The sequence below is a fragment of the Lachnospiraceae bacterium genome, assembly GCA_025758065.1.
In the GTDB taxonomy this organism is placed as follows: domain Bacteria; phylum Bacillota; class Clostridia; order Lachnospirales; family Lachnospiraceae; genus Enterocloster.
On the sequence record CP107199.1, the window covers coordinates 1,877,766 to 1,903,210 of the forward strand.

The 25,445-nt window shown below is 45.6% G+C and carries 24 protein-coding genes and 1 pseudogene; 7 read left to right on the forward strand and 18 right to left on the reverse strand.

The window, feature by feature from the left end:
* Positions 1 to 209: 209 nt before the first annotated feature.
* Entirely contained in the window at positions 210 to 905 is a 696-nt protein-coding gene (locus tag OGM16_08800; protein UYJ48291.1) for a conjugal transfer protein, read from the reverse strand.
* Positions 906 to 1,084: 179 nt separating this feature from the next.
* Between OGM16_08800 and OGM16_08805 the strand changes: the two genes are divergently transcribed.
* Positions 1,085 to 1,645, forward strand: coding sequence for a TetR/AcrR family transcriptional regulator (locus tag OGM16_08805; GenBank protein UYJ48292.1), 561 nt, complete (start codon positions 1,085 to 1,087; stop codon positions 1,643 to 1,645).
* 74 nt (positions 1,646 to 1,719) lie between these two features.
* Here OGM16_08805 and OGM16_08810 read toward each other — a convergent pair whose 3' ends face one another.
* The 13 genes from OGM16_08810 to OGM16_08870 all read right to left on the reverse strand — a co-directional run bounded on the left by OGM16_08810 (position 1,720) and on the right by OGM16_08870 (position 14,107).
* The gene (locus OGM16_08810) at positions 1,720 to 2,628 is read right to left on the reverse strand and encodes a conjugal transfer protein (GenBank protein ID UYJ48293.1); all 909 of its coding nucleotides are present in this window, start codon (positions 2,626 to 2,628) and stop codon (positions 1,720 to 1,722) included.
* 16 nt (positions 2,629 to 2,644) lie between these two features.
* Positions 2,645 to 3,649: a bifunctional lysozyme/C40 family peptidase gene (locus OGM16_08815; GenBank protein UYJ48294.1), complete on the reverse strand. Its 1,005-nt coding sequence runs from the start codon at positions 3,647 to 3,649 to the stop codon at positions 2,645 to 2,647.
* A complete protein-coding gene (locus tag OGM16_08820; protein ID UYJ48421.1) occupies positions 3,646 to 6,021 on the reverse strand; it encodes a YtxH domain-containing protein in 2,376 nt (791 codons plus the stop codon). The genes OGM16_08815 and OGM16_08820 overlap by 4 nt, the downstream gene beginning before the upstream one ends.
* Positions 6,021 to 8,471 (reverse strand): ATP-binding protein, encoded by a 2,451-nt coding sequence (locus tag OGM16_08825; GenBank protein ID UYJ48295.1) that lies wholly within the window; start codon positions 8,469 to 8,471, stop codon positions 6,021 to 6,023. Before OGM16_08825 ends, OGM16_08820 begins: the two co-directional genes overlap by 1 nt.
* Positions 8,455 to 8,847, reverse strand: coding sequence for a conjugal transfer protein (locus OGM16_08830; GenBank protein UYJ48296.1), 393 nt, complete (start codon positions 8,845 to 8,847; stop codon positions 8,455 to 8,457). The genes OGM16_08825 and OGM16_08830 overlap by 17 nt, the downstream gene beginning before the upstream one ends.
* Before the next feature lie 91 nt (positions 8,848 to 8,938).
* The gene (locus tag OGM16_08835; GenBank protein ID UYJ48297.1) at positions 8,939 to 9,436 is read right to left on the reverse strand and encodes an antirestriction protein ArdA; all 498 of its coding nucleotides are present in this window, start codon (positions 9,434 to 9,436) and stop codon (positions 8,939 to 8,941) included.
* 16 nt (positions 9,437 to 9,452) lie between these two features.
* Positions 9,453 to 9,965, reverse strand: a complete 513-nt coding sequence (locus OGM16_08840) for an antirestriction protein ArdA (GenBank protein UYJ48298.1) — start codon at positions 9,963 to 9,965, stop codon at positions 9,453 to 9,455.
* Between the two features lie 111 nt (positions 9,966 to 10,076).
* The gene (locus OGM16_08845) at positions 10,077 to 10,298 is read right to left on the reverse strand and encodes a hypothetical protein (protein UYJ48299.1); all 222 of its coding nucleotides are present in this window, start codon (positions 10,296 to 10,298) and stop codon (positions 10,077 to 10,079) included.
* Positions 10,299 to 10,349: 51 nt separating this feature from the next.
* Positions 10,350 to 11,573 (reverse strand): XRE family transcriptional regulator, encoded by a 1,224-nt coding sequence (locus OGM16_08850; protein UYJ48422.1) that lies wholly within the window; start codon positions 11,571 to 11,573, stop codon positions 10,350 to 10,352.
* Positions 11,574 to 11,724: 151 nt separating this feature from the next.
* Positions 11,725 to 13,122: an FtsK/SpoIIIE domain-containing protein gene (locus tag OGM16_08855; protein UYJ48300.1), complete on the reverse strand. Its 1,398-nt coding sequence runs from the start codon at positions 13,120 to 13,122 to the stop codon at positions 11,725 to 11,727.
* 23 nt (positions 13,123 to 13,145) lie between these two features.
* Positions 13,146 to 13,391 carry a hypothetical protein gene (locus tag OGM16_08860; protein ID UYJ48301.1) on the reverse strand — a complete coding sequence of 82 codons (246 nt, stop codon included), beginning with the start codon at positions 13,389 to 13,391 and terminating at the stop codon, positions 13,146 to 13,148.
* Between the two features lie 2 nt (positions 13,392 to 13,393).
* Positions 13,394 to 13,771, reverse strand: a complete 378-nt coding sequence (locus tag OGM16_08865) for a YdcP family protein (GenBank protein UYJ48302.1) — start codon at positions 13,769 to 13,771, stop codon at positions 13,394 to 13,396.
* Positions 13,772 to 13,792: 21 nt separating this feature from the next.
* Positions 13,793 to 14,107, reverse strand: coding sequence for a YdcP family protein (locus tag OGM16_08870; protein ID UYJ48303.1), 315 nt, complete (start codon positions 14,105 to 14,107; stop codon positions 13,793 to 13,795).
* A 228-nt stretch (positions 14,108 to 14,335) separates the two neighbouring features.
* Between OGM16_08870 and OGM16_08875 the strand changes: the two are divergent.
* A pseudogene (locus OGM16_08875) lies at positions 14,336 to 14,563 on the forward strand (manganese catalase family protein).
* Positions 14,564 to 15,130: 567 nt separating this feature from the next.
* Here OGM16_08875 and OGM16_08880 read toward each other — a convergent pair.
* The 3 genes from OGM16_08880 to OGM16_08890 are packed head-to-tail and all read right to left on the reverse strand — an operon-like array spanning position 15,131 to position 17,651.
* The gene (locus OGM16_08880; GenBank protein ID UYJ48304.1) at positions 15,131 to 15,763 is read right to left on the reverse strand and encodes an ABC transporter ATP-binding protein; all 633 of its coding nucleotides are present in this window, start codon (positions 15,761 to 15,763) and stop codon (positions 15,131 to 15,133) included.
* A gap of 1 nt (position 15,764) precedes the next feature.
* Positions 15,765 to 16,508 (reverse strand): ABC transporter permease subunit, encoded by a 744-nt coding sequence (locus OGM16_08885; GenBank protein ID UYJ48305.1) that lies wholly within the window; start codon positions 16,506 to 16,508, stop codon positions 15,765 to 15,767.
* A gap of 24 nt (positions 16,509 to 16,532) precedes the next feature.
* Positions 16,533 to 17,651, reverse strand: a complete 1,119-nt coding sequence (locus tag OGM16_08890) for an ABC transporter substrate-binding protein (GenBank protein UYJ48306.1) — start codon at positions 17,649 to 17,651, stop codon at positions 16,533 to 16,535.
* A 173-nt stretch (positions 17,652 to 17,824) separates the two neighbouring features.
* On the opposite strand from OGM16_08890, the gene cobI reads away from it, so the two are divergent.
* Positions 17,825 to 18,523: a precorrin-2 C(20)-methyltransferase gene (cobI, locus tag OGM16_08895; GenBank protein UYJ48307.1), complete on the forward strand. Its 699-nt coding sequence runs from the start codon at positions 17,825 to 17,827 to the stop codon at positions 18,521 to 18,523.
* Here the strand turns inward: cobI and OGM16_08900 are convergent.
* A complete protein-coding gene (locus tag OGM16_08900; protein ID UYJ48308.1) occupies positions 18,513 to 19,361 on the reverse strand; it encodes an AraC family transcriptional regulator in 849 nt (282 codons plus the stop codon). The genes cobI and OGM16_08900 overlap by 11 nt on opposite strands.
* A gap of 165 nt (positions 19,362 to 19,526) precedes the next feature.
* On the opposite strand from OGM16_08900, the gene xylB reads away from it, so the two are divergent.
* From xylB to OGM16_08920, 4 genes are all read left to right on the forward strand, one after another.
* On the forward strand, positions 19,527 to 21,053 hold the full coding sequence (gene xylB / locus OGM16_08905; protein ID UYJ48309.1) for a xylulokinase: 1,527 nt from the start codon (positions 19,527 to 19,529) through the stop codon (positions 21,051 to 21,053).
* Positions 21,050 to 21,673, forward strand: a complete 624-nt coding sequence (locus tag OGM16_08910) for a DUF4867 family protein (GenBank protein ID UYJ48310.1) — start codon at positions 21,050 to 21,052, stop codon at positions 21,671 to 21,673. Before xylB ends, OGM16_08910 begins: the two co-directional genes overlap by 4 nt.
* A gap of 97 nt (positions 21,674 to 21,770) precedes the next feature.
* On the forward strand, positions 21,771 to 23,258 hold the full coding sequence (locus OGM16_08915) for an L-fucose/L-arabinose isomerase family protein (GenBank protein UYJ48311.1): 1,488 nt from the start codon (positions 21,771 to 21,773) through the stop codon (positions 23,256 to 23,258).
* 164 nt (positions 23,259 to 23,422) lie between these two features.
* Complete coding sequence (locus tag OGM16_08920; protein ID UYJ48312.1) at positions 23,423 to 25,417, forward strand: ATP-binding cassette domain-containing protein; 1,995 nt, start codon at positions 23,423 to 23,425, stop codon at positions 25,415 to 25,417.
* Positions 25,418 to 25,445 lie beyond the last annotated feature (28 nt).

Consider the following 25,445-nt stretch of genomic DNA (forward strand, 5'->3'; position numbering starts at 1 on the left):
ACAGATGTATGGTAAATAATTAAATGTCTTAGTAGACAAAGGAAATAGAGGTTAAACAACATAAATTAACTTGATTGTCGAAGTAGAAATTGTTGTTTGAAATATTGATGGAAAAGTAAATAAAAATTGCAATAGGCAGATGGTATTGTCAAATCTAAGGAAGTGGGGGAAATGTAAATCCTCCACTTTTGCTTATAATTGCAGTGATATTAGAATTGATACTCTGCAATATTTTTGAAATCATTGTTCAACACATAATATACCTTATTTTTAGTAACGGAATATACAAAAGAAACTCTGGTTGCCCAAAGTCCTTCCTGACGTACTGACCTAAGTACATCAAAGGCGTTGGAAATAGAGAAGTTTTCTCCATATCCTTGCAGTAAATCCTTTGCCTTTTCATATCTGTTATCCCCAGATAAAACATATGGATTAGTCAATTCTGGTTTTAAAATGGAGTAATTTGTTATTAAGGAATATTTTTCTTTTTCCAAACGATACCCAATCCCCGGTTCAATAATGAGAACACGCCCAGTTCTATCTGAAAACATAGCCTGCATAGTAGTGTCAGGAGCATAAGTAATTTTCTTTTTTTTCACTATTTCCAATGAATCATCAAAAGAGAGGTTGCCTTTTATAAAATTTTCTGTCAAATCAGCTATTGTATAGCATGATTCATTACCGCAAAATTGTGCATTGTCATTTCCATGTACATACAACAATGTGCCAACATTCCCATTTCTATTGATTCCGTGAAAAGAGTGATACTTATTATCGGACATTTTTATCCCTATAAAAAAACGGTCTTTTTCAGCAATTACGGTATGTTCCCATTCAGAAAGGTCAATATCAAAATTGAACCCAACAATGGTTTCTTTCCCATTATACACAAATCTTGTACACATATTTGTAGTTCCTTTCATAAACTAATTATAGTAGTATTAAAACTAATTATATTAGTAATATTAAATATTATAAGACAATTTGTCAATATAAAAGTTCTTTTTTTCTAACCTAATTATTGACTTCGCTAATTTAATTACTTAAAATGAGGTAAATGATGTGAAGAAAGAGGAAAATGAATATGCGAGTTACAAGAGCCGAAGTTATAAAAACAGCGTCTGATATGGCTGATAGAAATGGACTTCATAATGTTTCTTTGAAAGCTATTGCTGAAAATTTAGGGATTCGTACCCCCTCCTTATATAATCATATAGGAAGTTTGGATGAACTTCTTAGGGAGATAGCACATAGTGGTATGCGTACTATGAATGAAAAAATGATTCGTGCAGCAATCGGTAAGACAGGGGATTCAGCGTTAAAATTAGTGGCAGTTGAATATCTTAATTATATGATTGAACATCCCGGTGTGTATGAAATAATTCAATGGGCTAGTTGGAATGGAACAGAGGAAACAGCAATCATTTTTAATGATTATCTATCTTTACTTAAAACACTTATTTGCTCATGTGGCTTTAATCCAGATAAGACCACTGAAATTTTGAGCATGGTAACAGGTATGCTTCATGGTTATACAACATTACAATTAAGATATGCCTTTTCAAATCCTGATAAAGTAAGAAAAGAATTATCCGAAGCAATTGATACACTACTGCTGGGAGCTAATCAAAAATATAAAGATTAAACGAAAATTTCTTTTAAATACTTTGTAAGAGAAACGTGCAAATCTCCAAATGAGAAATGCACGTTTCTCTATAACTATTTCACAATTTTCCAGTTTTCCCCGTTCTTTTCCAGCACAAGGTAAAACTGCGATACCTGTGTTGTCATGGTCTGGTTATCCAGATATTTTACTGCAAGGGAAGCTGTCACCTGATTTCCGTTTCGGTTGTAGACAGGATTTACCAGTTCCGAGAAGATATATTCTTTCCCCACAGGGTTCAGCACGCCCTCATTCACATAATAGGTCAGCTCCTTTGCGGTTGCCGTAGGGTACAGCTTGAAAAAGGTAGTGAGAAATTCGTTGATTTCCTCCGTGGTGATGGAATCCACCGTACCGTCACTTTGTACCGCTTTTGGAGTGTAGCCGGATTTTACGGGAACGCTGGTAATGGTTGGGTTCTGGATAATCGTCAGGTTCCCAGAACTGTCCACATAGACGGTCACCTGATAGGCGGAACGGACGGTTTTACTGGATTCTCCCTCTGTGATACGCTGTTCCACCGTATAGGTTACTTGATAATGCTGCTCCTTTTCTTCTGTGATTTCCCATATCTGGAAGTCGGTGAGGGCAGACGATACGGGGATGTCCTTTCGGACAGTATCTACATTCACGGCTTGCAGTTCTCCGGTGAGATACCCTTTTAAAGCGTTTGTCCGGTTATCAATGGAAGCGGCAGACTGTTCCCATGAATAGTAGACTTCTGCGAAATTCTCCACAAAGTTTTCTATCTTGTGAGTGTCGAGGATGGTTTCCTCAATCACTTTGGTTTCATGGACAGTATGAATGTCTATCGCCGTGAAATTCTTATAGACGGCAAACAGGAAGCTCATTGCCAGCAGCACCCACAGGGCAATCACGGTTTTTTTGTGGGTATTGACTTTGTAAACTTTCAGTTTCTTTTCTTTCTGCTTTTTCTGGTTATCCTCTTTTCTAATCTGAATCATATCGGTTCATCCTTTCTTATTGTTTGATTCGTCCGGCTCCGGCAAGGTGCTGTTGCCAGTAGGAGCCTGTCAGGTCTGCGTAACCAATGGGATTTCCGGCATGGTACATCCGGTTATTTCCCACATACAGCCCCACATGGGTGATGTAGGTTCCGGCGTTGTAGGTGGAGTGGAAAAAGACCAAATCCCCTGCTTTTGCTTCGGACAGGGGGATGTGCTGCGTCACATTGTACTGTTCCTGTGCTGTCCGTGGCAGGGCGATTCCTGCCTTGCCATAGCACCACTGCACCAGTCCCGAACAGTCAAAGGAAGTGGAGGGGGAATCGCCCCCATACACATATGTCCATCCCTCATACTTTAAGGCTTCCTCCATGATAGCCTGTACCGTTTCATCATCAAACTGTGCCACGGTCAGGTATTGCGATACCAAGAGGACATAGAACATATTTCCGTAGGAATACCGCCAGCCCCCATTTTTCTCTACCGCAACAGGGTTGGTGTAGGTGACTTTCTTTCCGCCGGATTTGTCCCTTGCGAAGCTCTCTGCCAGTTCAAAGGTGTATTTTTTTCCGTGTCCTGCCACATAGTCTAGGAAACCGCCGCCGTAATTATAGGATTGAATCACGCTGTTTAAGTCACAGCCCTTTGTTTCTGCCGCTGCGAGCAGTTCCGAGAAATACTTGCAGCCCTGTTTGATGGATTCCTCTGTACTAAGGGAGTTCGGGGGAAGCCCCAGAGATTCCGAGGACTGCATAACGTCTTCCAGTGTGCCGCCGGATTCCACCTGAATGATGGCGAGCAGCACATTTAAGTATTCCTCTATGCCATATTCCCTTGCATACTTTTCCAGCATAGGTTTATGGGCGAGGACTTCCTGTGATACGCTCACGCCCCCATAGATAAGGTTTCCGCCGCTTCCTCCGTCTTCCTCATCCGAGAAGACAATCACCACCAAAAGGAGTAGGGAGAACATCATCACGAACACGCCGGAACAGGCGAAGAAAAGGTGTCTTAACTTCATGGTTTCTCCCCTTTCTTCTGTTTGGAAGCCGTTTTTTCCGTTTTTGTCCACTCCTTTCTGGCGGTGGTACGCCGGATGGTAAAGTTCGATTCTTTTACCACAGGGGCAGCCCGTTTTCTTTCCGGTATCACAGGAGCCGTATCATTCTGGACAGGTCTTGCCGGACGGGGAGCAGCAGGTGTAGTAGTTGTCTTTTGTCTTTCCTCTGGTTTGTCTGGGGGAGCCGGAGGGGCTATCTGGCGTTCTGTCCTTACAGGCGGTGTCTGTTCATGGTGGATGGAAGCCGCTTTTACCACCGGAACCGAAGCCCGTTCTGCCACAGTTCCCCCATAAGGAACCTGTCCCCGTTCCCTGATGGATGGGGAAACAGGCTGCATGGCTGGTTTTCCTGCATGAATGGTATCTGCATGGTTTCGGAAATCTTCCGGCTGCTTTGCAGTAACAGGGCGTTCATGGACGGGAGCCGCCCCTTTGGGGGCTTCGGAAGCTGTCTTTTGCGGCTGTTTTTCCTGTTCCAGTTCCGCCCTGCGTTCTGCAATGGTCTGTCTGCGGCTTTCTGCCTGTGCGTTCCGCTGTTCGGCTCTGGCAGTTCGGGTCTGGGTCACGCTGGAAGTAAAATCCCGTACTCCCTCTGATACCTGTGTTTTCCCGTGATAAAGGGCGTACTTTGCATTGACAGGCAAATCCTTTGCCTGCTCCCGAAGCTGTCCGGCAGTATCAACTATCTTATCTTTGGTATCTGCCACCGTACCCACCGCAGAACCAGCCTGTTTCCATGCGGATTCCTTTTCCGGTGCTGCCTGTCCATCTGGTCTGCTGTGGTCTGCCTGCGTCCGTTTGGAAGAACCAGATGTTGAAGTAGTTCTCTGGTCTGAGCCAGCCTGTTTTCCTGCATGGTAGGCAGCCGTTCCAGCCCCAAGAGCTGCCACAGAACGTCCCAACTTATGCTGTAAACGGTGCATATGGGCGTGCATGAGCATACGGGGTCTTCGCATGATACGGTTCCCCATGCTTTGGGAATCCCCACTCTGTAAGGAGAACATCCCCATCAAATCCCCCAGCTTGAAATAAATTCCGGCAAAGGTCACTATCTGTAAGAACGCCGTCAGGAAGAACGGATATTCCCCAGACAGGTTGTAGAGCATGGTGGAAATACTGAACGCTACCGTGATAATCAGGGTGATTCCGGCTCTGGTAAGGATGGTGTTGAACAGTTTTGTAATGGCACGTTTTGACATCCCCTCAAAAGAGGGAACCATGCTAAGGAGAAAGCTCACAGGCAGGAACATGGCGTAGATGATAAAAAGCACCTGTGAGAAAATCATTATCCCTGTGAGCAGGAATACAAAAATGGAGATACCCATGTTGAACATGAACAGGAAGAAGACGGTTCCCAAGCGGTTGATGGTCTTTGTGATGGTAAGGTTGGTATTTTCCCTGTCTTCGATTTCCTCCACCACGATTTCTTCCCTGTCCTGCCCGTTGTTTTCGTTTGGACTGGTTGAGAGCAGACTTTCCACACGGTCAGCCCCAATGCTTTCCACATCCGAGTTGCCGTATTGCAGCAGGAGCCACGGCTGCTTGACCTGAATGGAAAACAGGCTGTCCCGTATCAAATCCACGCTGTCTTTTCCTTGACTTTCCGAGTTCGGCAGCACAATCTTTGTACCAAGGGTCAGGCTGGCATTGCTGATGTCTGCGGAAAATTCATTGATTTTCCCGATATAATCAGGGGCATAGGCGATAAAGGCAGCGGACAGCACGAACACTACCACAAAATTGACAACGGCATGGATGGCTTTTGTGGTTTCCCGTTTGATAAGCCCTGTGTAGGCAACGTAAAGCCCCACCACCAGAATGAGAATCAGCAGGAACCCGATATAAAATCCCTCCGAGGACAAGCCGCCTGTGGTAACGCCTGCAAGGGTCTGCATATTTTTCCCAATGGAATCCGCTGTAGAGGAAATGAAGTCCAGCGAGTAGGCTTCCTGAATCAGATACCCCGTAGCGTTGGAAAGGTACAGGCTGATTGTCCAGATAAAATTTGTGATGGCATACAGCCCGTACATCACCTGTTTTCCGATACCGTCCAGCCAGTTCCACGGGAGCCAGTCCCATCCGCTGTCCACATAAAAATCAAGCTGGTAGTTGTCCAGAGGATATTTGCTGTATTCGTTGGCAGCGTCCACCGTATCATCCACCAGTCCGGCAGCGTGGGCGGCTGTTCCGAAGACTGCAAGCAGCAGGAGGATGAGCAGGAGTGCCAGAAGCACCCTGCCAATCACTTTTCCTGCTATTTTCCAAGACAAGCCCTTTTTTGCTGAATAGGGAACAGGGAGCTGCTGCCCGTTGGAAGTTCTATGTATCACCATCATTCCACCTCTTTTCTCACGGGCGGTCTGGTATCAAAGGCATGGAACAGGTCTTCAAAGATAGGATGGAACTGTATCACTCCCACACGCCCGTACAAATCACTGATAAGGCACTGTCCGTTTTCCAAGTCACGGAGCCGTTTCTGGTTGTTTTCATCTTCGGAATCCACCCCGAAAAAGGCGAGGGTCTTCCTGATTTCGTTGATGTCCGTAGAACGGAACGCAAATTTCAAGCCCAGATTGTTTTTCAGCTTTTCATCCAGCAAATCGTCCGTGTTCTGGGTGACAAAGTAAACGCCTGCGTTCATGGCACGTCCGGCACGAACCAGCTTCATAGAGAGGGTCTTGCCCTGTGCCACCTGTAAGAAGCTCCATGCTTCATCCAAATCCACAATCTTAAACACGCTGCGGTCAGTATGGATGAAGTCGAGGGCAAAGGTGCTGATTACAATGAGCATTGCCACGGAAAGCAGCTCCATTGTGGTGTATTCTTCAAACGAGGTTTCCTTATCCGGCAGCACCAAATCCGCCACCTGAATGATGTTGAGCTGCTTTTCAAGGCTGATGGACTGTGTGACATCCCCATCCGAAAAGAGCAGGTGTGCAAAGTCATAGTCCGTAAAGGATTCGATATGGTCGGCTATGCTGGTGCTGATGGTGGTTCCCTCTGCCCGTAGTTCCTCAATCACTTTGAAAAGCCCTCGTTCCTCACTGTTTGTCACCGCACGGATGGCTTTCCGAAGAACCGGGAATTTCTCCCCGTCACGGCTGGAAATGCCTGTTAAAAAGGTCAGGATGTCGATTGCCAGTGATTCAGAATCCTTTGGGTTCTCCATAATCACATACGGGTCGAGTAAGCCCCTGTTCTGTTCCTCCGAAGTCAGGTTTACGATATTGATTTCATGGGCGATTTCCGGCAGGGTTTCTTTCCAGCGTCCCCGTTCCGCTTTCGGGTCAACAATGAGTGCCTGTGCCCCAAATAATACACAGTAGTAGACAATCATATTGTTGCTGAATGATTTTCCACCGCCGAGGGAGCCGACAAAAGCGGCAGCAAGGGCGTTGGTGACGGAGCCTTTTACCCCTTGACTGGCAAGGGCAGGCTTTAAGTACACGTTTCTTCCTGTATCAAGGCTGTACCCGATATAAATGCCCTCCGGTTCCCCTAACATCTGGGTTGCCCCGAAGCCAAGACCAGCAAGGAAGTCACTGGTGACATACTGGATATAATCGTTCAGATACCGTTTGCTGGCAGGGAGAAATTCCCCATGCAGCCCCAGCATATCCCCAAAGGGGCGAACCAGCTTCACGTTCAAATCGTCATAAAAATCTTTCACCTCATTGCAGCGGCGTTTCAGTTCTTCCAAGTCGGGAGCCGTCACACGCACCACATAGGACAGCTTATACATAGATTCCTTGCTCTGGTCTAAGGTGGATTCCAGCTCATTTACGCTGTCTAAAGCGTCCACCACGTTTGTACTGGTTTCACTGTCATTCTGCCATGCGTGGTTGTCCAAATCTTTCAGCTCTTTTTTCTTGTTCCGCACCGTGGAGAGGGCTTTCCGGTTTGTCACAATCTCCACATTCATAGAGGTATCAATGGGAAAAGTGAATTGCTGCTGCTGATAGTAAAAGATTTCCGAGGATGGGAAGTCCAGTTCCCCTACAATGCTGTTGATGGTAAAGTAGGCGGCATAAACTGTCCCGTCTTCCTGTTCGATTTTCAGATACCGCTGGTTTTCCTCTATCAGACAACGGGTAGGTTTGATGAGGTCATAGTATTTCACCAGCGTTTCCTCCTGAAACCGTTTCTTCGGAAGATAATACTCATAATCTTCGTAGGCGGTTCCGGTCTGCCCGTATAAATGCTCAATCAGATAGCCAAAATCGTCCTTGTTAAGCCGCCGGACTTTGAAGCGGCGTGAGATTTTACTCTCCAACAGTTTTTCCATCTTCTGAAACCGCCAGATTTCCTCATTGCTCATGGAAACAAAATCCCCCATGAGCTTGTGGTTGACTTCATGGAGGAAGTCGGAAACAGCGGTCTTTGCTTCCCTGCGAAACTGCTTCATGGTGACTTCCTGCTCATTGACAAGCAGCTTAAGGCCGATAAAAAAGCGGTAGTCTACCTGATTTTCCCCTATCATGGAAATGAGGGCTTCGGTCTGTGCGTCAATCTTTGCACAGGCAACGTCCTTTAGCTTGCCTGTTACTTCCTGTTTGGAGCGTTCCTGTGCCGCCCGTATGCTGGATTCGGTGCTGATTTGCAGGGCGTGAATCTTCCCGTCCCTGTTCTGGGCGATAAGCTGCCGGAACGAATCGTGTACCTGATATTTCTGTTCAGGGCTTAAAAAAGAATAGTTGTAGGGAAGCAGCTCATAGTAAGCGAAGCACTCCCCGTCATGGTTGAACACAAGGTTATTTTCGATATACTTAATCGGATATGCCATAAATATCACTCCTAACTGCCGTGATGGGCTGTGCCGGATATTCCTTTTCCAGCTTCACGGGCTTTCCTGCATACGTCAGTTTCGGGCGTACCAGATATGCCAGTACGGATTTCAGGAAGCCGTAAGGCTTCTTCCCGTCAAAGGTCTTCTGGCACATGAACCAAGTAAGGGCAAAGGGTACGCCGAAATATTTCAAAAATGCCCCGTCAATGAACGAAAGGGGAGGGAGGTTCCCCAAGAGCATAACCGCAAACACCGACACCACGAACCACGCCATCTGTGTGAACGTGATGGGGAATGGCAGCTTAAAATCATTGATGGAATAGAGTACCTTTTCCACCGACCAGATACTGGTATAGCTTCGTATTTTCTTCATGTTGTCCGTCCTTTCTAAAAGATGGGGGCAGCAAAAGCCGCCCCTGAATCAAAAAATCCGCCTGCATTTCCTGAAAGAGATACAGACGGGTCTACCGTATGATTTCATATACGCCGTGGTTCGTGACAACAAAGGTTCCCTCCAATTCCATGTCACGCCCATAGGCGGCATAGTCGATATAGTTTTGTAAGTGTGCCGGAAGTTCCCCAAGCTGTCCGGTTTCTTCCAGATAGTAGCGAGCCACATCCGCCATATCGTCACAGCCGGAATGGCAGATAATATCGTCTTCATGCTCACAGAGTTCTTCGATACTGCCAAAGTAGGATTGCAGCTCTGATAGTTCCTCCTGAATATATTCCGGTAAGTCCTCCACCATTTCACACAGGCGGTTGACTTCCTCAATGGGGGTATATTCGTCAATCGCAAAGGGCAGCTCATAATCATGGATGGCGTATTCCTCATATTCATCATTCAAGCCGATACGTTCCGTGACTTCCTCAAAATCCACAGGCGGCGTGAACCATGCCCCTACCAGTTCGCCCTCATTGTATTTTCCTAAGTTGGCAATGTAAATCCGCATTTCTTCCAAGTTCCTTCACCTCCTTTTAGCGGTAATAAAAGATACCATTGTCCGTAAACAGGTAGTTTTCGCTGGTTTCCAGCTCCCGACCAATGGCAGCGTAGTCGATATGGTTCATTAAGTCTGGGTGTATTTCTCCGAATACCTGAATCTCCTGCACCAGATAATGGGCGAGGGATTCTCCGTCCTGCACCGGATAGCAGCGTATCTGGTCTTTGTGGTCGATAAATTCCGTAAAGCTGGAAAACCACCGCTTTTGTACCACATCCATTTCATAATAGAGAGGCGTTCCCTGCATTTCCTGTACCATCCGGCAAAGGGCGTTGATTTCCCAGAGCCTTGTGTTGCCCTCCAATGGAAACGGCAGCTCATAGTCTTCAATTTCGATTTCTTCCTCACTCTGAACCCCAAGACGTTCCCTGATTTCTTCAAAATCCACGGGGCAGGAAAACCATGCCCCCGGATATTCCTCAAAATCCTCATGGTAAAACCTTGTGGTGTTCAGGATGTAGATTTTCATTTCCTCAATCAGTATCACGTCCTTTCTCTGTCAGGTTGTTTGGGGAGTTACGCTCCCCAAGCCCCTAGTGGACTTCCGCCATGAAGCAATCAGAGCTTGCTCCATAACGGAAGTGTAATATGTTTTTTCCTATGCACCGATAATCTTATTAAACAGTTCCAGTAAGATGTCCTTTACACCGTCCGCATTGAAGACCAGACCAACCGCTACAAGGGACACTACTAAAAAGCCGATAAGTTTGGAAAATTCCCTCTTAAATCCGAGGTACAGTCCAATCACCACGATTGCCAGCAGCACAAGGGACTGGGCGTTGGATAAAAACCAGTTGTAAAGATTCTGTCCGAAATTCATAAAAGCTCCTTTCTTTCCTGTAAGAGTTCTTAGGTTCCAAAATTGCCACCGTTAAAGTACCACCTCCTTTGCAGCGGCGGCTTGCTGCTTCAGGATTTTTTCGTGCTTCTCCGTCAGCTTTGCATGGGTGATGATGTCATGGACAATCTGGGTGTGGTTCATCTTATCCAGACGGAGAGCCAGCTTTAACGTGGGGGCTACCTGATGGGAGAGCCAGTGCAGGGTGCGTTCAAAGGAATAGGGTTCCGGTTTCGTTGTCAGTTTCAGACTTCCCCTGTGTTCCCCCATAAACCACGCCCATTCCTCATTGATACGCCAGTCAGAACGGGGCTTCGTATCGTCCCTGTCCACGAACCGGATATAGCGGTTGATGATTTGAAAAGCTGTCCGTTCTGGATTGTCATGTTCTAACAGGTCACGGATGGCGTAAAAGGCACGCTCATTTTTCAGCCGGATTTCAAAGCGGTTCTTTACCTCTGCGTCCGCAATGGGAATATCATGCTTTTTGTACTGCTCATAGTCCTTTTCGTAAATGCAGAAGTACACCTCACTTTGGAGGGAACCGATATACAGGGTGTTCCCCATACATTCTTTTTCCTCACGCCGTACCAGTTCGCCGCTGCGGTAGCTTTTGAAGCTGCGGAAGACCGAGATACATTCCTCATTCCGGCACTTCTCTGTCAGATGGGGAATGTTCAGGATTCCCGTTTTGTCATTGATAGCGAGGTCAAGCCGCTTCATCACGCCGTCCTCCATGAGAACGTCCATGAAAAATTCATACCAGCTCCGTTCCTGTGCCAGCAGATAGCTTTCAAACTGGCGGCAGCCACGCCCTTTCAGTTCCAGCAGCACCCCTTTTTCCAGTTCCGGCGATACCAAAACGAAAATATCCCCAAGATAGTAATGCTCCGTGTAAGAGTAGAAGCCGTAGTCTTCATGGATAAAGTAAGGCAGCTTTAGCCGCAGCACGTCTTCCACGATATGCTTCACATCTGTAGTGGGAAAGCGAATCCGCACATAGTCAAAGAGCATTTCAAGGGGAGCGTCTGGGTTAAAGCGTTCCAGAGCTTCCGTGATGGTTTCCTGTAATGCTTCGGATGGGTGAGCCTTGCCCGTTTCAATATCGCTCAGGTACGGACGGGTGATTCCGGCAGCTAGGGCAAGTTTCTGTTGTGAGATACCGTAACTTTCCCGTTTCTCTTTGATGTTCCGTACCCATGTTTCTTCATTCAGTGAAAATCCCTCCTGTCTAAAAAAGCGTATGTCAACTTTCAGAGCCTTGTTGACATACGCCGGATATGGGAAAATCCCTTGTGTACCGTGGGATTCTGCCCTGTTGTTTGGTTATTGCCTGTCGATTTGTACCCCTCTGTTAGATACGAGGGGTTCATGCTGGCGTGCCTTGCGGCACACCAGCCACAGCAGGTCAGTCCGTTTCTGCGGCTTTCGCTTCGCACGCCGCCTGCACTCCCTGCCTGCTGTCTATGAGCTTTTTTATTTCTTTGAGGAAATCGTGTCCTTTTGGCACAAGGGGCGTGTAAAACTCTGAGATAACACTGGTTCCCACATCCACATAGCCACGCCCTTTTATCTGCTTTAGGAAGAAATCCTTTGTGGTTTCCCCGAACATCATTCCATAGCCCATTTCCGACATCCGCCCCAGAGCCACACGGAAATTGAACTGGTCACGGATTCCGTCCCCCAGATACTTTGCGTCCGGACGCTGGCAGGCGAGAATCAGGAAGAAGCCAGCCTGCCGCCCAAGCATAACGATTTGTTTTAATTTGTTGAGGACAGCGGCATTTTCTTTTGTGCCGAGCATTTCCATAAATGCCACATATTCATCAAAGATAAGGAAATTTGCCGGAAGCCCCAAGTAAGCGTAGTTTTCCCCTGTCCGGTAATTCTCCATGAGCTTCATGTCTTCGCTGCGTTTCATCATTTCTTCATAGAAACGGTCAATGCAGGCGAGCATATCTTCCTTTTTGTAGTACACATCCGGCATAACCGCCTGTAAATCTGCAAGGTCGGCGTTCTTCGGGTCTAATACGAACAGGACGGCGTTGGTGCGGAGCAGGGCTTCAATGAGGGTCAGGATAAAGTAGGTCTTTCCGCCGCCGGTTCCTCCGGCAATGAGCATATGGGGGAGCTTGTCATACTCCCACCAGACATTTTCCATAAGCCGGAGCCTGCCGTCCTTTGCCTGTACATCCTCAATGGAAATACGGTTGGCAATGGTATCATAAAGCAGGGTGTACTCCACATAGGAATCCTTTAATTCCTTATCCGTCAGCTCACAGTACAAGCCGCTTTCCAGCTTTTTCTCCAAGTGTAAGAGCTGCTCCTGATATTTCCCCAAGGTGATTTCCACACGGATATGGAGCAAGCCCTGTTTCATCCGGTAGTAGATTTTGGGAAAATAAGTGATGGTTTCTTTGGAACGGCTGGAAGACAAGTCCTTGAAAAAAGCGTCTTCCTTTCTCTGCTCCGATTCATACCACTTGTTTTCCAACACCATCCTTGCCAGCTTTTGGCGGTGGATGAGCTGCTTTACTTCGTCCCTGCGGTATCGCCAGAACAGAAGAACTGCTGTAAGACACACCAGCCCTGCCACGCCCATGCTGAATAACAGGTAAGGGATATTTATGTCCTGTGCTATCTGGGAAAGGGACACTTCCTGCCAGTTGGTTCCGGCAATCTGCCGGATATGAAACAGCAGGACAACCAGCAGGAAGACAGGGAACAGGGCGGCAAGGGCAGTATGGAACACAAGGTCTTTATCCGTGGGGCGGATACGTTTTCCACGGGGGAAAAGCTGTTTCATGGGAACAATCCTCCTTTCCGTGATTAAAAATAGCCCATATAAAGCAGCGAATATCCTTTCTTGTTGTCTTCCATATGGGCTTGAAATAAAAAAGTATAGCCGGACAACTCCCTGCACAGACATTCCGGCATATAAACTGCCAGATTTTCCGGCGGCTGATAATCTTCTAGGGCTTCGATAAGAAGCTGACCTGCCATCCAGCAGTATTCCGGCAGAGAAACCAGCCGGAAGTCCTGTTCGTATTCTTCATATCCAGTAATTGCGTCCATACTTATTTTTCTGTTGGCGGTTCTTTCTTTGGTGATTGCGGATTCATGGCAGCACCTTTTTTCAGAACAATATCATCAGCCTTGATGTACCAGTCCACCTCTGCTCCCTGAAAGGTAGCCGTTGCCACGGTATCTGCCACAGGATGGATAATTTCCACCTCTGCGTTGTAATCGAACTCCTTTAATGGCACGCTGGCAGGGATAGAAACCTGAATCATACGCCCCTGTCCTCTGGATTTTAAGTCATAGGTACGCTCCTTGATTTCTTCTGATACCGAGCCGTCTTCATTCTGGAGGTGAACCTCACGGCGGAGGGCAGAAAATTTCAATGCCCCGAATGTTGCTTCCTTGTCAATCACAATTCCGTTTGCTAATCTCATAGTCTGATGTCCTCCTTTTCCTTACGCTTTTACCATATCGTCAGCGTGTAAAATGTAGTTAGTAAAGCCCCTTGTGCCAATTTTATAGCCCTCTGCGATAATACGGGGATTGACGAGCTTCACACGTTCCTCAAAGTCAAAATGCTTCTCTCCGGCTTCGGCAGGGAGAATAACCACAATATCATCTGCCCTCTGTATGTCTGAATAAAGATTGAAGCTGCGAGAAAGTACCGCCATGCGTCCGTTGATTCTTCTCTGTTCTGTTTTGTCTTCTCCGGCAAACTCCAAGTTGCCGAATGTCTTTTCCATGTTGGGGATAACGAATTTTAATTCCATATAGATGTACCTGTCCTTTCTGAATGTTGTGTTTGATGGTTGGTTTCGGGTTACGGTCTGGAAGCGGAGGGGAACGCTCCGGCGGTGGTGATTTCTTCGTGGTATCACATCCTTTCTGGCTTTAGGGTAAAAAAATAGACGCTCATTTCTGAACGTCTGAATTGATACACTGGAAAGGCGGAATATCTGCTTTACCCTCTATATTTTTGTATATGTTGTACTTACAAGGTCGCCCCAGAACAGAAAGCCCGTTCCACATATGACAATATCCTTCGTGTAGTGACTGATTATGATGTATGTGAGCCTATTAAATATTTAAGAGAGCGTGAGGTCGTTCATTATCAGCGCTTTGGTGAAGCCCTGCGCATCACCCAGGAGAAGTTAGACAGCAAAAATTTCTATGCTTTTAATCCGTCTTTTGACAATGGAAAAAGCGTGATCCAGCCGAGAAATTAAACAGATCATAAAAATTTCTTACTGTGCAAAAAAGCCCGGCAAAACCGGGCTTTAAAATAGCAAAATATTCGTAATGGCTGGACTGTAACGAATATTCAGGCTGAACCATATCTGGCACAGTCAGTATTGGATCAATATGATGATACCAGGGTCAAAAGGTCATAAATCCGTTGCAAGCTTGCTTGCAGGAGGATTTATGACCTTGGGACCCGCCAAAAACATGAGTAAGGAGCCATTTTTTGAAGAAAAATGAGCGGATTACGAATGTTTTTAGAATTGCGGGAGTGCAAAGCACGTAGCAATTCGGTATCAGAGGGGTCAAAATACCTTTTGACCCCAACATCATATGATGTAAGTGTCAAAAGTATAAATTGCGTTTGTACTCGCACAAATAAGCAATTTATACTTATTGACACGCCGAACACCGAAAACGAAATAAAATGGTGTGAACACGTCATTTTATGGGAGTTTGAGGTGTTCGAGGATTGCGGGAATTGCATAGCAATGGAGCAATCCGGTTACATCAGTGAGTGGCAAAATTTACTTTTGACACTCACATCATCAATATTACAATGTGATCAATATGCCTTTAAGCAATTCTACATCCTCTTTCTGGTGGGTGGAGATCAGTAGAAAACGGTTGTTTCTGTATTCCTGTAAAAATCTTATAACATCTATCTTCGTTTCTTCATCCAGCCCCGTAAATGGTTCATCTAATAAAAGCATATCGGATTTAGTAAGAAGTGCCCGTAAAATCGCAGTCCGTCGTTTCATACCCCCGCTTAAGGTAGATACCGGCCGGTTTAAACATTCTTCCGGCAGTAGACGGCACATAGTGGTGCGGATCTCTTCCATGGAAAACTCAGAAGATTTTCCTTTTTGCACCATCATCACATTTTCTAAAGGTGAAAATGTGGGGCAGAGCCGGTCTTCCTGGAAAACAGTGGAAATACGCAGAGGCCGGGAAACATCCCTATCAGAGCCAGAGCCAAAACAGGAACCAGAACTGGCACTCCAGACAATTTCTCCCTCGTCTGCCTTTTCTAACCCCATAAGAATGCGGAATAAAGTGGTCTTTCCTGTTCCTGAAGGGCTCATCAGGCAGTAAGTCTGATCCCGGTCCAGCGTAAGGTCCACATTTTTCAAAACGGTCAGGGAATCATAAGATTTCCACAGGTTTTTAATAATGATCTGTTCCATATCAGTGCCGTACTTTCTTTAATAATGTTAGGAAAACTAATTCAAAAACTGCGCTTATAAGGATAATAGAAAAGGTCCAGGCAAAAAGCCCGGAAGTATCCAGATACAGTTTTGTATAGTATAGCTGTTCCCCAATGGAAGCTTTAGGGATACCGATGACTTCTGCTGCAACTCCTGATTTCCAGCTCATTCCCAAGGCAGTCCGGCAGCTGCTTATCAGATATGGGTGGACAGCCGGGACAAAGAGAAAGCGTACTTTTTTCAGAAATGGCATGGAAAATACCTGGGACATTTCTAAAAGCTTTTTATCCATGTTTTCAAGTCCTGCCAGTGTGGCACCGTAGATCATAGGAACGACCACCAGAAAGGAAATAAAAACAGACAGGTTTTCTGATCCGATCCATATCAGTGCCAGAATGACGAAAGAGGCCACTGGTACGCAGCGGATCATCAGCATAGGTGGTTTTAAAAATTCTTTTACCAGAGGAAAGGCCCACCCAAGGCTTCCAAGAAGGATACCAAGGAAAAAAGCACTTAAAAAGCCTGAACAGATACGAAAGGCAGAGTGGAGCAGACTTAGCCAGAAATCCCCATCTTTTAACAGGCCGGCAAGTGTCACTGCCATGTTAACAGGTCCGGCAAAAATCACATTGTTATGGATAAAAAGATCTGCCAGCTGCCAGATCCCGATCCAGATTAGCCAGCAGATCCAGTTTTTTCCATATTTTTTCATCATATTTTTCATTATGGAAAGGATCCTGTAAGTTATTTATGGAAGATAGTAGAAGTCATCAGCAGGTAACTGTCCACCTACAGATTTTGCATCAGCAGCTTCCAGTACAGATAAATAGCCTGAAAGAGCAGACTTCATCTCATCCCCAGTAATGCATACAATGTTGCAGGCCGGCATAGCCTTTTTCGCAACTGGTGCTTTTTCAACGATGCCCAGTGCAGCTACCATTTCAGCAGCCTCATCCAGATGTTCGCTGGTATAGGCAGCAGATACTTTGTGGTCTTCTATAAACAGCTTTACTGCATCTTCATGTTCTTTTAAGAAGTCACTGCGTACAATAGTAACGCCTGTTACTAACTGGCTTCCATTTTCCTTATTTAAAAGGTTCCACTGTTCAGTCAGGTCAAGAACTGGCTTTAAAGCTTCGTTCTGGATGCAGGCTGCAGTTGCAAAAGGCTGGGGAAGGACACCTACAGCAGATGGATCTTCTTTTAATACAGAAGCAACTTCCGCAGCTTCAGACTTAAATTCCAGAGTAACATCCTCATCTGTAAGGCCATTTTCAGAAAGGAGATAGTTCATTACATATTCCGGGGTAGTACCTTTTCCGGTCATGTAAAGGGTCTTTCCCTTCAGGTCTTCCATGGAGGAAATGGAGTCATCAGAAGCAACTACATAGAGAACACCAAGCGTATTGATATCGATCACATTTACATTGCCCTGGGTCTTTGTATACAGGATGCTTGCAACATTGGCAGGTACTAAAACAATATCCAGATCGCCGTTTGCAACAGAACCAACCAGTTCATCGGCTTTTCCAGCCATGGTAAAGGTGTAGTCATTTTCTGTTTCGCCCTTTTTGGCACGGTCCATCAGCTGGGCCAGTCCCATAGAGGTAGGTCCCTTTAAAGAGCCGACACGGACAGAAGTATTGTCGCTGTTTTTGGAAGAGTCGGTGGATTGGTCAGCAGTTTCCTGGGAACTTTCTGCTTCGTCAGAGCTTTTTGCTGTTGTTTCAGCAGCGGTTTGTAAAGCAGCTGTCGTAGAGGCAGCTGTCCCAGTAGAAGCAGTCTGTTTGTCAGCGTTATCTGCGCATCCGCTTAAAACAAAAGCGCCTGCAAGGGCCATAGCCAGAAGTTTCATGGATTTTTTCATAATGTATTTTCCTCCTGAAAATGATAATGTCTTCTTAAAAATAAGAAAACATTCATAATAACAGGACTATCTTACCATAAAAATCCCTTGCTGTGGTAGATAAGTGCTGTTAAAATAGTTCTATTGATAAAAATAAAAGAAGATTGGAAAAAATAAAAGGAAATTGGGAAAAAATGGGAAAATTATACGGGATCGGAGTAGGACCGGGGGATCCGGAACTGCTTACACTGAAAGCATATAAAATATTACAGAAAGCAGATGTAATCTTTTGTCCGGAAAAGAAAAAAGGGGCGGGAAGCTTTGCTTTCGATATTATAAAAGAACACATAAAAGACAGTAAAGCCCGGATCGTAGATCTGGAATATCCCATGCATTATCATGGGGATGAATTAAAAAAAATGTGGCAGGAAAATGGCCGCATTATCTCTGAATATTTAAAAGGTGAGAAAACAGGTGCATTTATCACACTGGGAGATCCTTCTGTATACAGCACATTTATGTACACCCTTCCTTATATAGAAGCTTTTGGCACAGAGATAGAAGTGATCCCCGGGATCCCGTCTTTCTGTGCAGCAGCAGCTATTTCCAGAATGCCTCTTACAGCCTGGGACGAGGACCTGCTTGTGGCACCGGTACGGAAAAACAGCCCGGAAGACCTGACAAAGCTTCTTAAAGAACATGACAATGTAGTATTTATGAAGCCTTCTTCTGATAAGGAAGCTCTCTTAACAGCCATCAAAGAAAGCGGACGGGAGAATTCCTTTGTACTGGTGGAAAAGGCGGGAACAAAGGAGCAGCGCCTGATCTGTGATTATAATGAATTAAAGGAAAATGACATTCCTTATCTGTCTTTGATGATACTTAAGGGTTAGAAGCAGTAAGCTGCATTTTTCTGCGGTATTCTCCGGGAAGACAGTCATAGCGTTTAAAAAAAGATTTTGCAAAAGCACGGCTGTTTGGAAATCCATTATTAATGGCAATATCATTTAAACTGCGGTCAGTGTGGAGCATTTCGCGGAAAGCATATTCTGTGCGCAGGTTTAAAAGATAGGTTTTGTAGCTGATCCCTGCATATAGACGGAACATACGTGACAAATAATTGGGGGAAAATCCAAAGGTTTCAGCGACACTTTCCAGGGTAATAGGCTGGTTATAATGCTTCTTCATATAAGAGGTGATCCTGGAGAGACGGTCTAGGTGCCGTTTTTGCCGTAAGGTTCCCTCATCTGCTTCTGTTTTCATAAAATTAGTGGTCATTTGGTATAAAAGTTCGTAGAAAAGGCTTTGCATCTTTAAAAGATAAGTCTTTTCTTTTTTTGTATACACATGATACATTTGTTCAATAAGAATGGCCAGAGTACGGTTTTTCTCCTGGGACTGGCTTATAAATACAGCATAGTCCTCTTTTCCCATATAAGGGGCAAAATAGGAAGCCGGGATCTGGAGAACAAGAGTCAGATTTGGCTTTGGTGCCTCAATGGAGTGGATCTCATTGGAATTGACGATGATCAGTTCCCCGGCACTTAAAGGCTGGGAATGATTATTAATATAAAATCTCAGTTCTCCTTCCAGGACCAGGAATATCTCTACAGACTGGTGCCAGTGGTTAGCGCGGCGGTAATTGCCGTTTTTTCCTTCAAAAATAAAAAATTTGCAGGGAAGATCTTCGTTTGGCACGACCATTTCATAAGTAAAATCTTTAAGAGCCATTGGGCAGTCCTCCTTTTACAGATAAAATATACCATATAATGATAAAATATAAAAGGATAAGAAAGTGACATTATAAGGATAAGAATTGCTCTGGAATGATAGTTTAGGATAAGTTATAATCATTTTAGAATATAGTTGGCTTAGAGAAGGGAGAATCGGGGGATCATGAATTATCTCTTGGGAATTGATGTGGGGACTTCCGCAACAAAGACAGTGCTGTTTGATGAAAATGGAAGAGTGACCGCCTCTGCTTCACAGGAATATCCGTTGTATCAGCCAGAGAACGGATGGGCAGAGCAGAGGCCTGAGGACTGGGCAGATGCAGTTCTTAATACTATAAAAGAAGTTATTTCCCAGTCAGGCGCAGGCAAAGATGACGTAAAGGGGATCGGTATTTCCGGACAGATGCATGGTCTGGTCATGTTAGATGAGATGGGAGAAGTGATCCGTCCATCTATTATATGGTGCGACCAGAGGACCGGAGCAGAGGTAGAGGACATGTTAAAGATCATGCCCAGGGAAGAATGGATCCGGATTACTGCAAATCCGCCGCTGACCGGCTGGACTGCTGCAAAGATCCTCTGGGTACGGAAGAATGAGCCGGAAAATTATAACCGCTGCCGTCATATTTTACTGCCCAAGGATTATATCCGTTACATATTGACAGGTGTATTTGCCACAGAAGTTTCTGATGCAAGCGGTATGCAGCTTTTAGATGTTCCGGGCCGCTGCTGGTCAGATGAAGTGCTGAAAGCATTAAACATTGATAAGGATCTTTTAGGAAAGGTATATGAATCCTGTGAAGCAACAGGGACATTGCTTGCAGATGTGGCAAAAAGGACAGGTCTTTCTGAAAAATGTATGGTAGCAGGCGGTGCCGGTGACAACGCAGCAGCAGCAGTGGGAACCGGTGTTGTAAAAGACGGGACTGCCTTTACAACCATTGGTACCTCAGGTGTTGTATTTGCCCATACCAGCAAGCCTGCCATTGATCCAAAGGGAAGGATCCATACCTGTTGTTGCGCAGTACCAGGTGCATGGCATATGATGGGCGTGACCCAGGCAGCAGGTCTTTCTTTAAAATGGTTCAAGGATCAGTTCTGCCAGGATCTGGTAAAAGAGGCAGAGGAAAAGGGCGCAGATGTATATGACCAGATCAATAAAGATGTGGCAGCTGTAGCACCGGGAAGCAACCGTCTGTTGTATCTTCCTTATTTAATGGGAGAAAGGACTCCTCACCTTGATCCGGACTGCAGAGGCGTATTTTTCGGACTGTCTGCTATCCATACAAGAAAGCATCTGCTGCGGGCCATCATGGAAGGTGTTGCATATTCTCTCTGTGACTGCAATGAGATACTTAAGGAAATGGGGATCCGGGTAGACTGTATGAAAGCCTGCGGAGGCGGTGGAAAAAGCCCGGTATGGCGTCAGATGTTAGCAGATCTGTACAACTGTTCTGTGGAACGTGTAGTGCAGGATGAAGGCCCGGCATTGGGAGCTGCCATTTTAGCAGGTGTTGCCTGCGGTATTTATGAAAGTGTGGAAAAGGCATGTGACCAGCTGATCACATCCAGGGACAGCACAGACCCAAAGGCAGAAGAAGTGGCTGTTTATGAAAAATATCACAGACTGTACCAGAAAGTGTATACAAGTCTGAAAAATGATTATAAGGAGCTGGCAGAATTATCATGATCAAACAGATAAGTGTAATGGATACGGAATTTAAAAAGTACGGCAAGGTCATCGAAGGCTATGACCTGAAAGAAATTTTACAGAAAATGGAAGAAACCCCATGTCCGGATGATGTGGTGTATGTGGCTTCCGTAAAGGAACTGGAAGAGTTAAAGATCGCAGAAGAACTGGCAGACGGGGTTTACGGTCAGATGCCTGTCCAGATCGGTTACTGTAACGGACATAACCGCAGATTAAATGCACTGGAATATCACAGGGATTCAGAGATTAATATTGCAGTCACGGATATGGTACTGTTTTTGGCCAAAGAAGAGGAAATAGAAGATGATCATACATTGGATACATCTAAGGTAAAAGCATTTTTTGTTCCGGCAGGTATTATGATCGAAGTGTATGCAACTACTCTTCATTATGCGCCATGTCAGACCAGTGCTAAAGGTTTCCGCTGCGTAGTGGTCCTTCCAAAGGGGACAAACGGTGAATTAAGCCACAGACCGGAAAATAAGAGTGGTGAAGAGAAACTGTTGGCAGCTGTGAATAAATGGCTTATCGGCCATGAAGAAGGCGGACTTCCTGAGGGCAGTTTTATTGGACTGAAAGGTGAAAATATAGAAGTTTAAAAGGCAGAATTACAAAAACATTAGAAAGAGCATAGGGGCATTAAGAGAATAAATAAGGGCTGTGGTGAAGCAGACCTGTAAATATGGAGGAAAAAACATGTTTGAGAATATCCCGAAAGTAAAAATTGGCATTGTGGCAGTCAGCCGTGACTGTTTCCCGGAGTCTTTATCTGTAAACCGCAGAAAAGCCCTGGTAGATGCTTACAAGGCAAAATATGAGGCAGAGGACATTTATGAGTGCCCGGTCTGTATCGTAGAGAGTGAGATCCATATGGTACAGGCATTAGAAGATATTAAGAAAGAGGGCTGCAATGCTTTAGTTGTTTATCTTGGAAACTTCGGTCCCGAGATCTCTGAAACATTACTTGCAAAACACTTTGAAGGGCCAAAGATGTTTGTTGCAGCAGCAGAAGAGACCGGAAATGATCTGGTATCCGGCAGAGGTGATGCATACTGCGGTATGTTAAATGCAAGCTATAACCTTCAGCTGCGAAATATCAAGGCTTATATCCCTGAATATCCTGTAGGAACGGCAGCAGAATGTGCAGATATGATCCATGATTTCCTGCCAATTGCAAGAACCGTTATTGGTCTGTCGGATCTGAAGATCATCAGCTTTGGCCCAAGACCGTTAAATTTCCTGGCATGCAATGCCCCGATCAAACAGCTGTATAACCTTGGGGTTGAGATTGAAGAAAACTCAGAGCTGGATCTGTTTGAAGCGTTTAATAAGCATGCAGGTGATCCAAGAATTGCAGAAGTAGCAGCAGATATGGCAGCAGAGCTGGGAGAAGGAAATAAAAAGCCTGAGATTCTGGCAAAGCTGGCCCAGTATGAGCTTACTTTATCAGACTGGATCCGTGACCACAGAGGCTGCCGCAAATATGTTGCCATTGCAGGAAAATGCTGGCCTGCATTCCAGACCCAGTTTGGCTTTGTCCCCTGTTATGTAAACAGCCGCCTGACCGGACGCGGCATTCCAGTGTCCTGTGAAGTAGATATTTATGGTGCATTAAGTGAATTTATCGGAACCTGTATCAGCCAGGATGCAGTAACCCTTTTAGATATTAACAACTCTGTACCGGAAGACCTTTACAATGAGGATATCAAGGGTAAATTTAACTATGATTTAAAGGAGACTTTCATGGGCTTCCATTGTGGAAATACCAACTCAGGGAAGCTGGCATTCTGTGAAATGAAGTATCAGTTCATAATGGCCCGTTCTCTTCCGGAAGAAGTTACACAGGGAACTCTGGAAGGTGATATCATGCCTGGTGATATTACGTTTTACCGTTTACAGAGTACAGCTGACAACATTCTGCGCGCTTATGTAGCACAGGGCGAGGTACTGCCAGTGGCAACCCGGTCATTTGGTTCCATCGGCATCTTTGCAATTCCCCAGATGGGACGTTTCTACCGTCATGTACTGATCGAGAAGGGCTTCCCGCATCACGGTGCAGTTGCATTCGGTCACTTCGGCAAGAGCCTGTATGAGGTATTTAAGTATATTGGCGTTGATGTAGAAGAGATCGGCTTTAACCAGCCGGCAGGAATGCTTTATAAGACAGAAAATCCATTTACATAAAAACATATCCGATGTCCGATTTGTGAATTTGTCCCCTTTCTGTGGAAGTTTTGCCACAGAAAGGGGACTTTTTTCGATTTACAGGTGCCACACTTGCATCAGAGCCGCTGTTTCGCTATACTAATATAGCTGTGGATCATTTGCAGGAATATGAGGTTTACATCATGAAATACCAGATAAAAGACGGCACCGTTACCTTAGGCGGTGAAACTATATTATCCCATATTGATTTTGAAATACAGGGAAATCAGAAAATTGCAGTAGTTGGAAGAAATGGCGCGGGAAAGACTACGCTTTTGCGGCTGATCGCAGGAGAGTTGAGCCTGGACCGGGATGACAGACGTCAGGGACCGGGGATCCTGGCTTCCAGACAGCTGACGGTGGAGATGCTTGGACAGCAGGCTTTGGCAGAGGAAGAACGGACAGTAGAAGAGCTTATGATGCTTCATTGTCCTGCGAAAGGCCTTTTTGACAGGGAACGTTTTGAATATGAGCGGGAATATGACACCCTTTTTACAGGTCTGGGATTTCAGAAAGAGGACAAAAAGCGTTCTGTAGCAGCCTTTTCCGGAGGCCAGAAGACTAAGATCGCCCTGATCCGGCTTCTTCTTCAAAAGCCGGATCTGTTATTGCTGGATGAGCCTACGAACCATCTGGATATGGAAACAGCCTGCTGGCTGGAAGGTTATCTGAAGCAGTATCAGGGAGCTGTAGTCATGGTCAGCCACGACCGCTTTTTTATGGACCGTACTGCGGATATTATTTATGAACTGGATCAGGGGAAGATCACCCGGTATCCGGGAAATTATACCCAGTATCGTGAACAGAAACGTAAAAACTATGGGATCCAGATGAAGTCATATCTGCGCCAGCAGGAGGAGATAGAACGTCAGGAAGAACTGATCAAAAGGTTTAAAAATAAGCCTTCAAAGGCCGCTTTCGCCCGTTCTAGGAAGAAGATATTAGAGCGGATGCATCCTGTGGAAAAGCCAAGGGAAGATATGGCACATATTTTTACAGGGACGATCACTCCGCTGGTATCAGGAAGTAAGTGGGTCTTTGAAGCAGAGCATTTAAAGATCGGTTATGATAAACATCCCCTGTTAGAACTGAGCCTGCGTATACGCAAAGGCCAGAAGATCGGGATTTTAGGTGTAAATGGTTCCGGAAAAACTACATTTTTAAAGACAGTGGCAGGTTTCCTGCCTGCTGTAGCAGGAGACTGTTCACTGGGAAATAATATTACCATTGGATATTTTGACCAGTATTCAGCGGCGATCCAGTCAGAAAAAACAGTGGTGGAGCATTTTTCAGACCTGTTTCCGTCTCTGACGGATAAGGAAGTGAGGACTATTTTAGGCGCCTATCTTTTTAAAGGGAAGGATGGTGCAAAACGGGTGGATGACCTGTCCGGTGGTGAAAAAGCAAGGCTGGTACTGGCAGAACTTTTGCAGAGCCGGCCAAATTTTCTGATCCTGGACGAGCCCACCAACCATATGGACATTCAGGCAAAGGAGACCCTGGAATCAGCATTCCAGGCATATGAAGGCACCATTCTTTTTGTATCCCATGACCGGTATTTTATCCGCCAGGTAGCCAGGTCTGTGCTTATTTTTGAAAATAACGCTGCTTTTTATTATCCTTTTGGATATGAGCATTATCTGGAGCGGAAGGAAAAAGAAGCTTCCGGAGAGCCTTTGGCGGCCCGTATCAAAGCAGAGGAACAGGCACTGATCGAAGGTTTAAAAGCTGTGCCAAGGGCAGAACGTCACAGGCTGCGGGAAATCCCGGAGGAAGAAGCTTATGAACAGTGGAGACTGCGCCTGGCTGCAGAGGCCATAGAAAATGCTGCAGAGCGTGCAGAAGCAATATATCAGCAGATTCTGGAAAAAAATGGAAATAGAGAAGAATGGGAGCTGGAACACTGGTGTGAGACAGCAGATGCTGAAAATAAGCAGTTTTGTTCTGGGGACAGGAAAGAACCGGCAGAGGGAGAAATGGCTGCTCTTACAGAGCAATATGAAACTGCCCAGTCTGCATGGAAGGATGCCTGTCTTTTCTGGTACGATATCTGGTGTGAATCTCATCAGGAACCAGAGCCGTTCAGTACAGACGGCCCTGGAACGTCAGATTTCAAACAAGCAGAGGCACAGGATTAAAACAGCTTTGTAAACTTATTTTGGCACC

Bases quoted from the DNA above. Each gene is read 5' to 3' on its own strand.
- OGM16_08800 (UYJ48291.1), bottom strand. From the start codon at position 905: ATGTGTACAAGATTTGTGTATAATGGGAAAGAAACCATTGTTGGGTTC.
- OGM16_08805 (UYJ48292.1), top strand. From the start codon at position 1,085: ATGCGAGTTACAAGAGCCGAAGTTATAAAAACAGCGTCTGATATGGCT.
- OGM16_08810 (UYJ48293.1), bottom strand. From the start codon at position 2,628: ATGATTCAGATTAGAAAAGAGGATAACCAGAAAAAGCAGAAAGAAAAG.
- OGM16_08815 (UYJ48294.1), bottom strand. From the start codon at position 3,649: ATGAAGTTAAGACACCTTTTCTTCGCCTGTTCCGGCGTGTTCGTGATG.
- OGM16_08820 (UYJ48421.1), bottom strand. From the start codon at position 6,021: ATGGTGATACATAGAACTTCCAACGGGCAGCAGCTCCCTGTTCCCTAT.
- OGM16_08825 (UYJ48295.1), bottom strand. From the start codon at position 8,471: ATGGCATATCCGATTAAGTATATCGAAAATAACCTTGTGTTCAACCAT.
- OGM16_08830 (UYJ48296.1), bottom strand. From the start codon at position 8,847: ATGAAGAAAATACGAAGCTATACCAGTATCTGGTCGGTGGAAAAGGTA.
- OGM16_08845 (UYJ48299.1), bottom strand. From the start codon at position 10,298: ATGAATTTCGGACAGAATCTTTACAACTGGTTTTTATCCAACGCCCAG.
- OGM16_08855 (UYJ48300.1), bottom strand. From the start codon at position 13,122: ATGAAACAGCTTTTCCCCCGTGGAAAACGTATCCGCCCCACGGATAAA.
- OGM16_08860 (UYJ48301.1), bottom strand. From the start codon at position 13,391: ATGGACGCAATTACTGGATATGAAGAATACGAACAGGACTTCCGGCTG.
- OGM16_08865 (UYJ48302.1), bottom strand. From the start codon at position 13,771: ATGAGATTAGCAAACGGAATTGTGATTGACAAGGAAGCAACATTCGGG.
- OGM16_08870 (UYJ48303.1), bottom strand. From the start codon at position 14,107: ATGGAATTAAAATTCGTTATCCCCAACATGGAAAAGACATTCGGCAAC.
- OGM16_08880 (UYJ48304.1), bottom strand. From the start codon at position 15,763: ATGGAACAGATCATTATTAAAAACCTGTGGAAATCTTATGATTCCCTG.
- OGM16_08885 (UYJ48305.1), bottom strand. From the start codon at position 16,508: ATGAAAAATATGATGAAAAAATATGGAAAAAACTGGATCTGCTGGCTA.
- OGM16_08890 (UYJ48306.1), bottom strand. From the start codon at position 17,651: ATGAAAAAATCCATGAAACTTCTGGCTATGGCCCTTGCAGGCGCTTTT.
- cobI (UYJ48307.1), top strand. From the start codon at position 17,825: ATGGGAAAATTATACGGGATCGGAGTAGGACCGGGGGATCCGGAACTG.
- OGM16_08900 (UYJ48308.1), bottom strand. From the start codon at position 19,361: ATGGCTCTTAAAGATTTTACTTATGAAATGGTCGTGCCAAACGAAGAT.
- xylB (UYJ48309.1), top strand. From the start codon at position 19,527: ATGAATTATCTCTTGGGAATTGATGTGGGGACTTCCGCAACAAAGACA.
- OGM16_08910 (UYJ48310.1), top strand. From the start codon at position 21,050: ATGATCAAACAGATAAGTGTAATGGATACGGAATTTAAAAAGTACGGC.
- OGM16_08915 (UYJ48311.1), top strand. From the start codon at position 21,771: ATGTTTGAGAATATCCCGAAAGTAAAAATTGGCATTGTGGCAGTCAGC.
- OGM16_08920 (UYJ48312.1), top strand. From the start codon at position 23,423: ATGAAATACCAGATAAAAGACGGCACCGTTACCTTAGGCGGTGAAACT.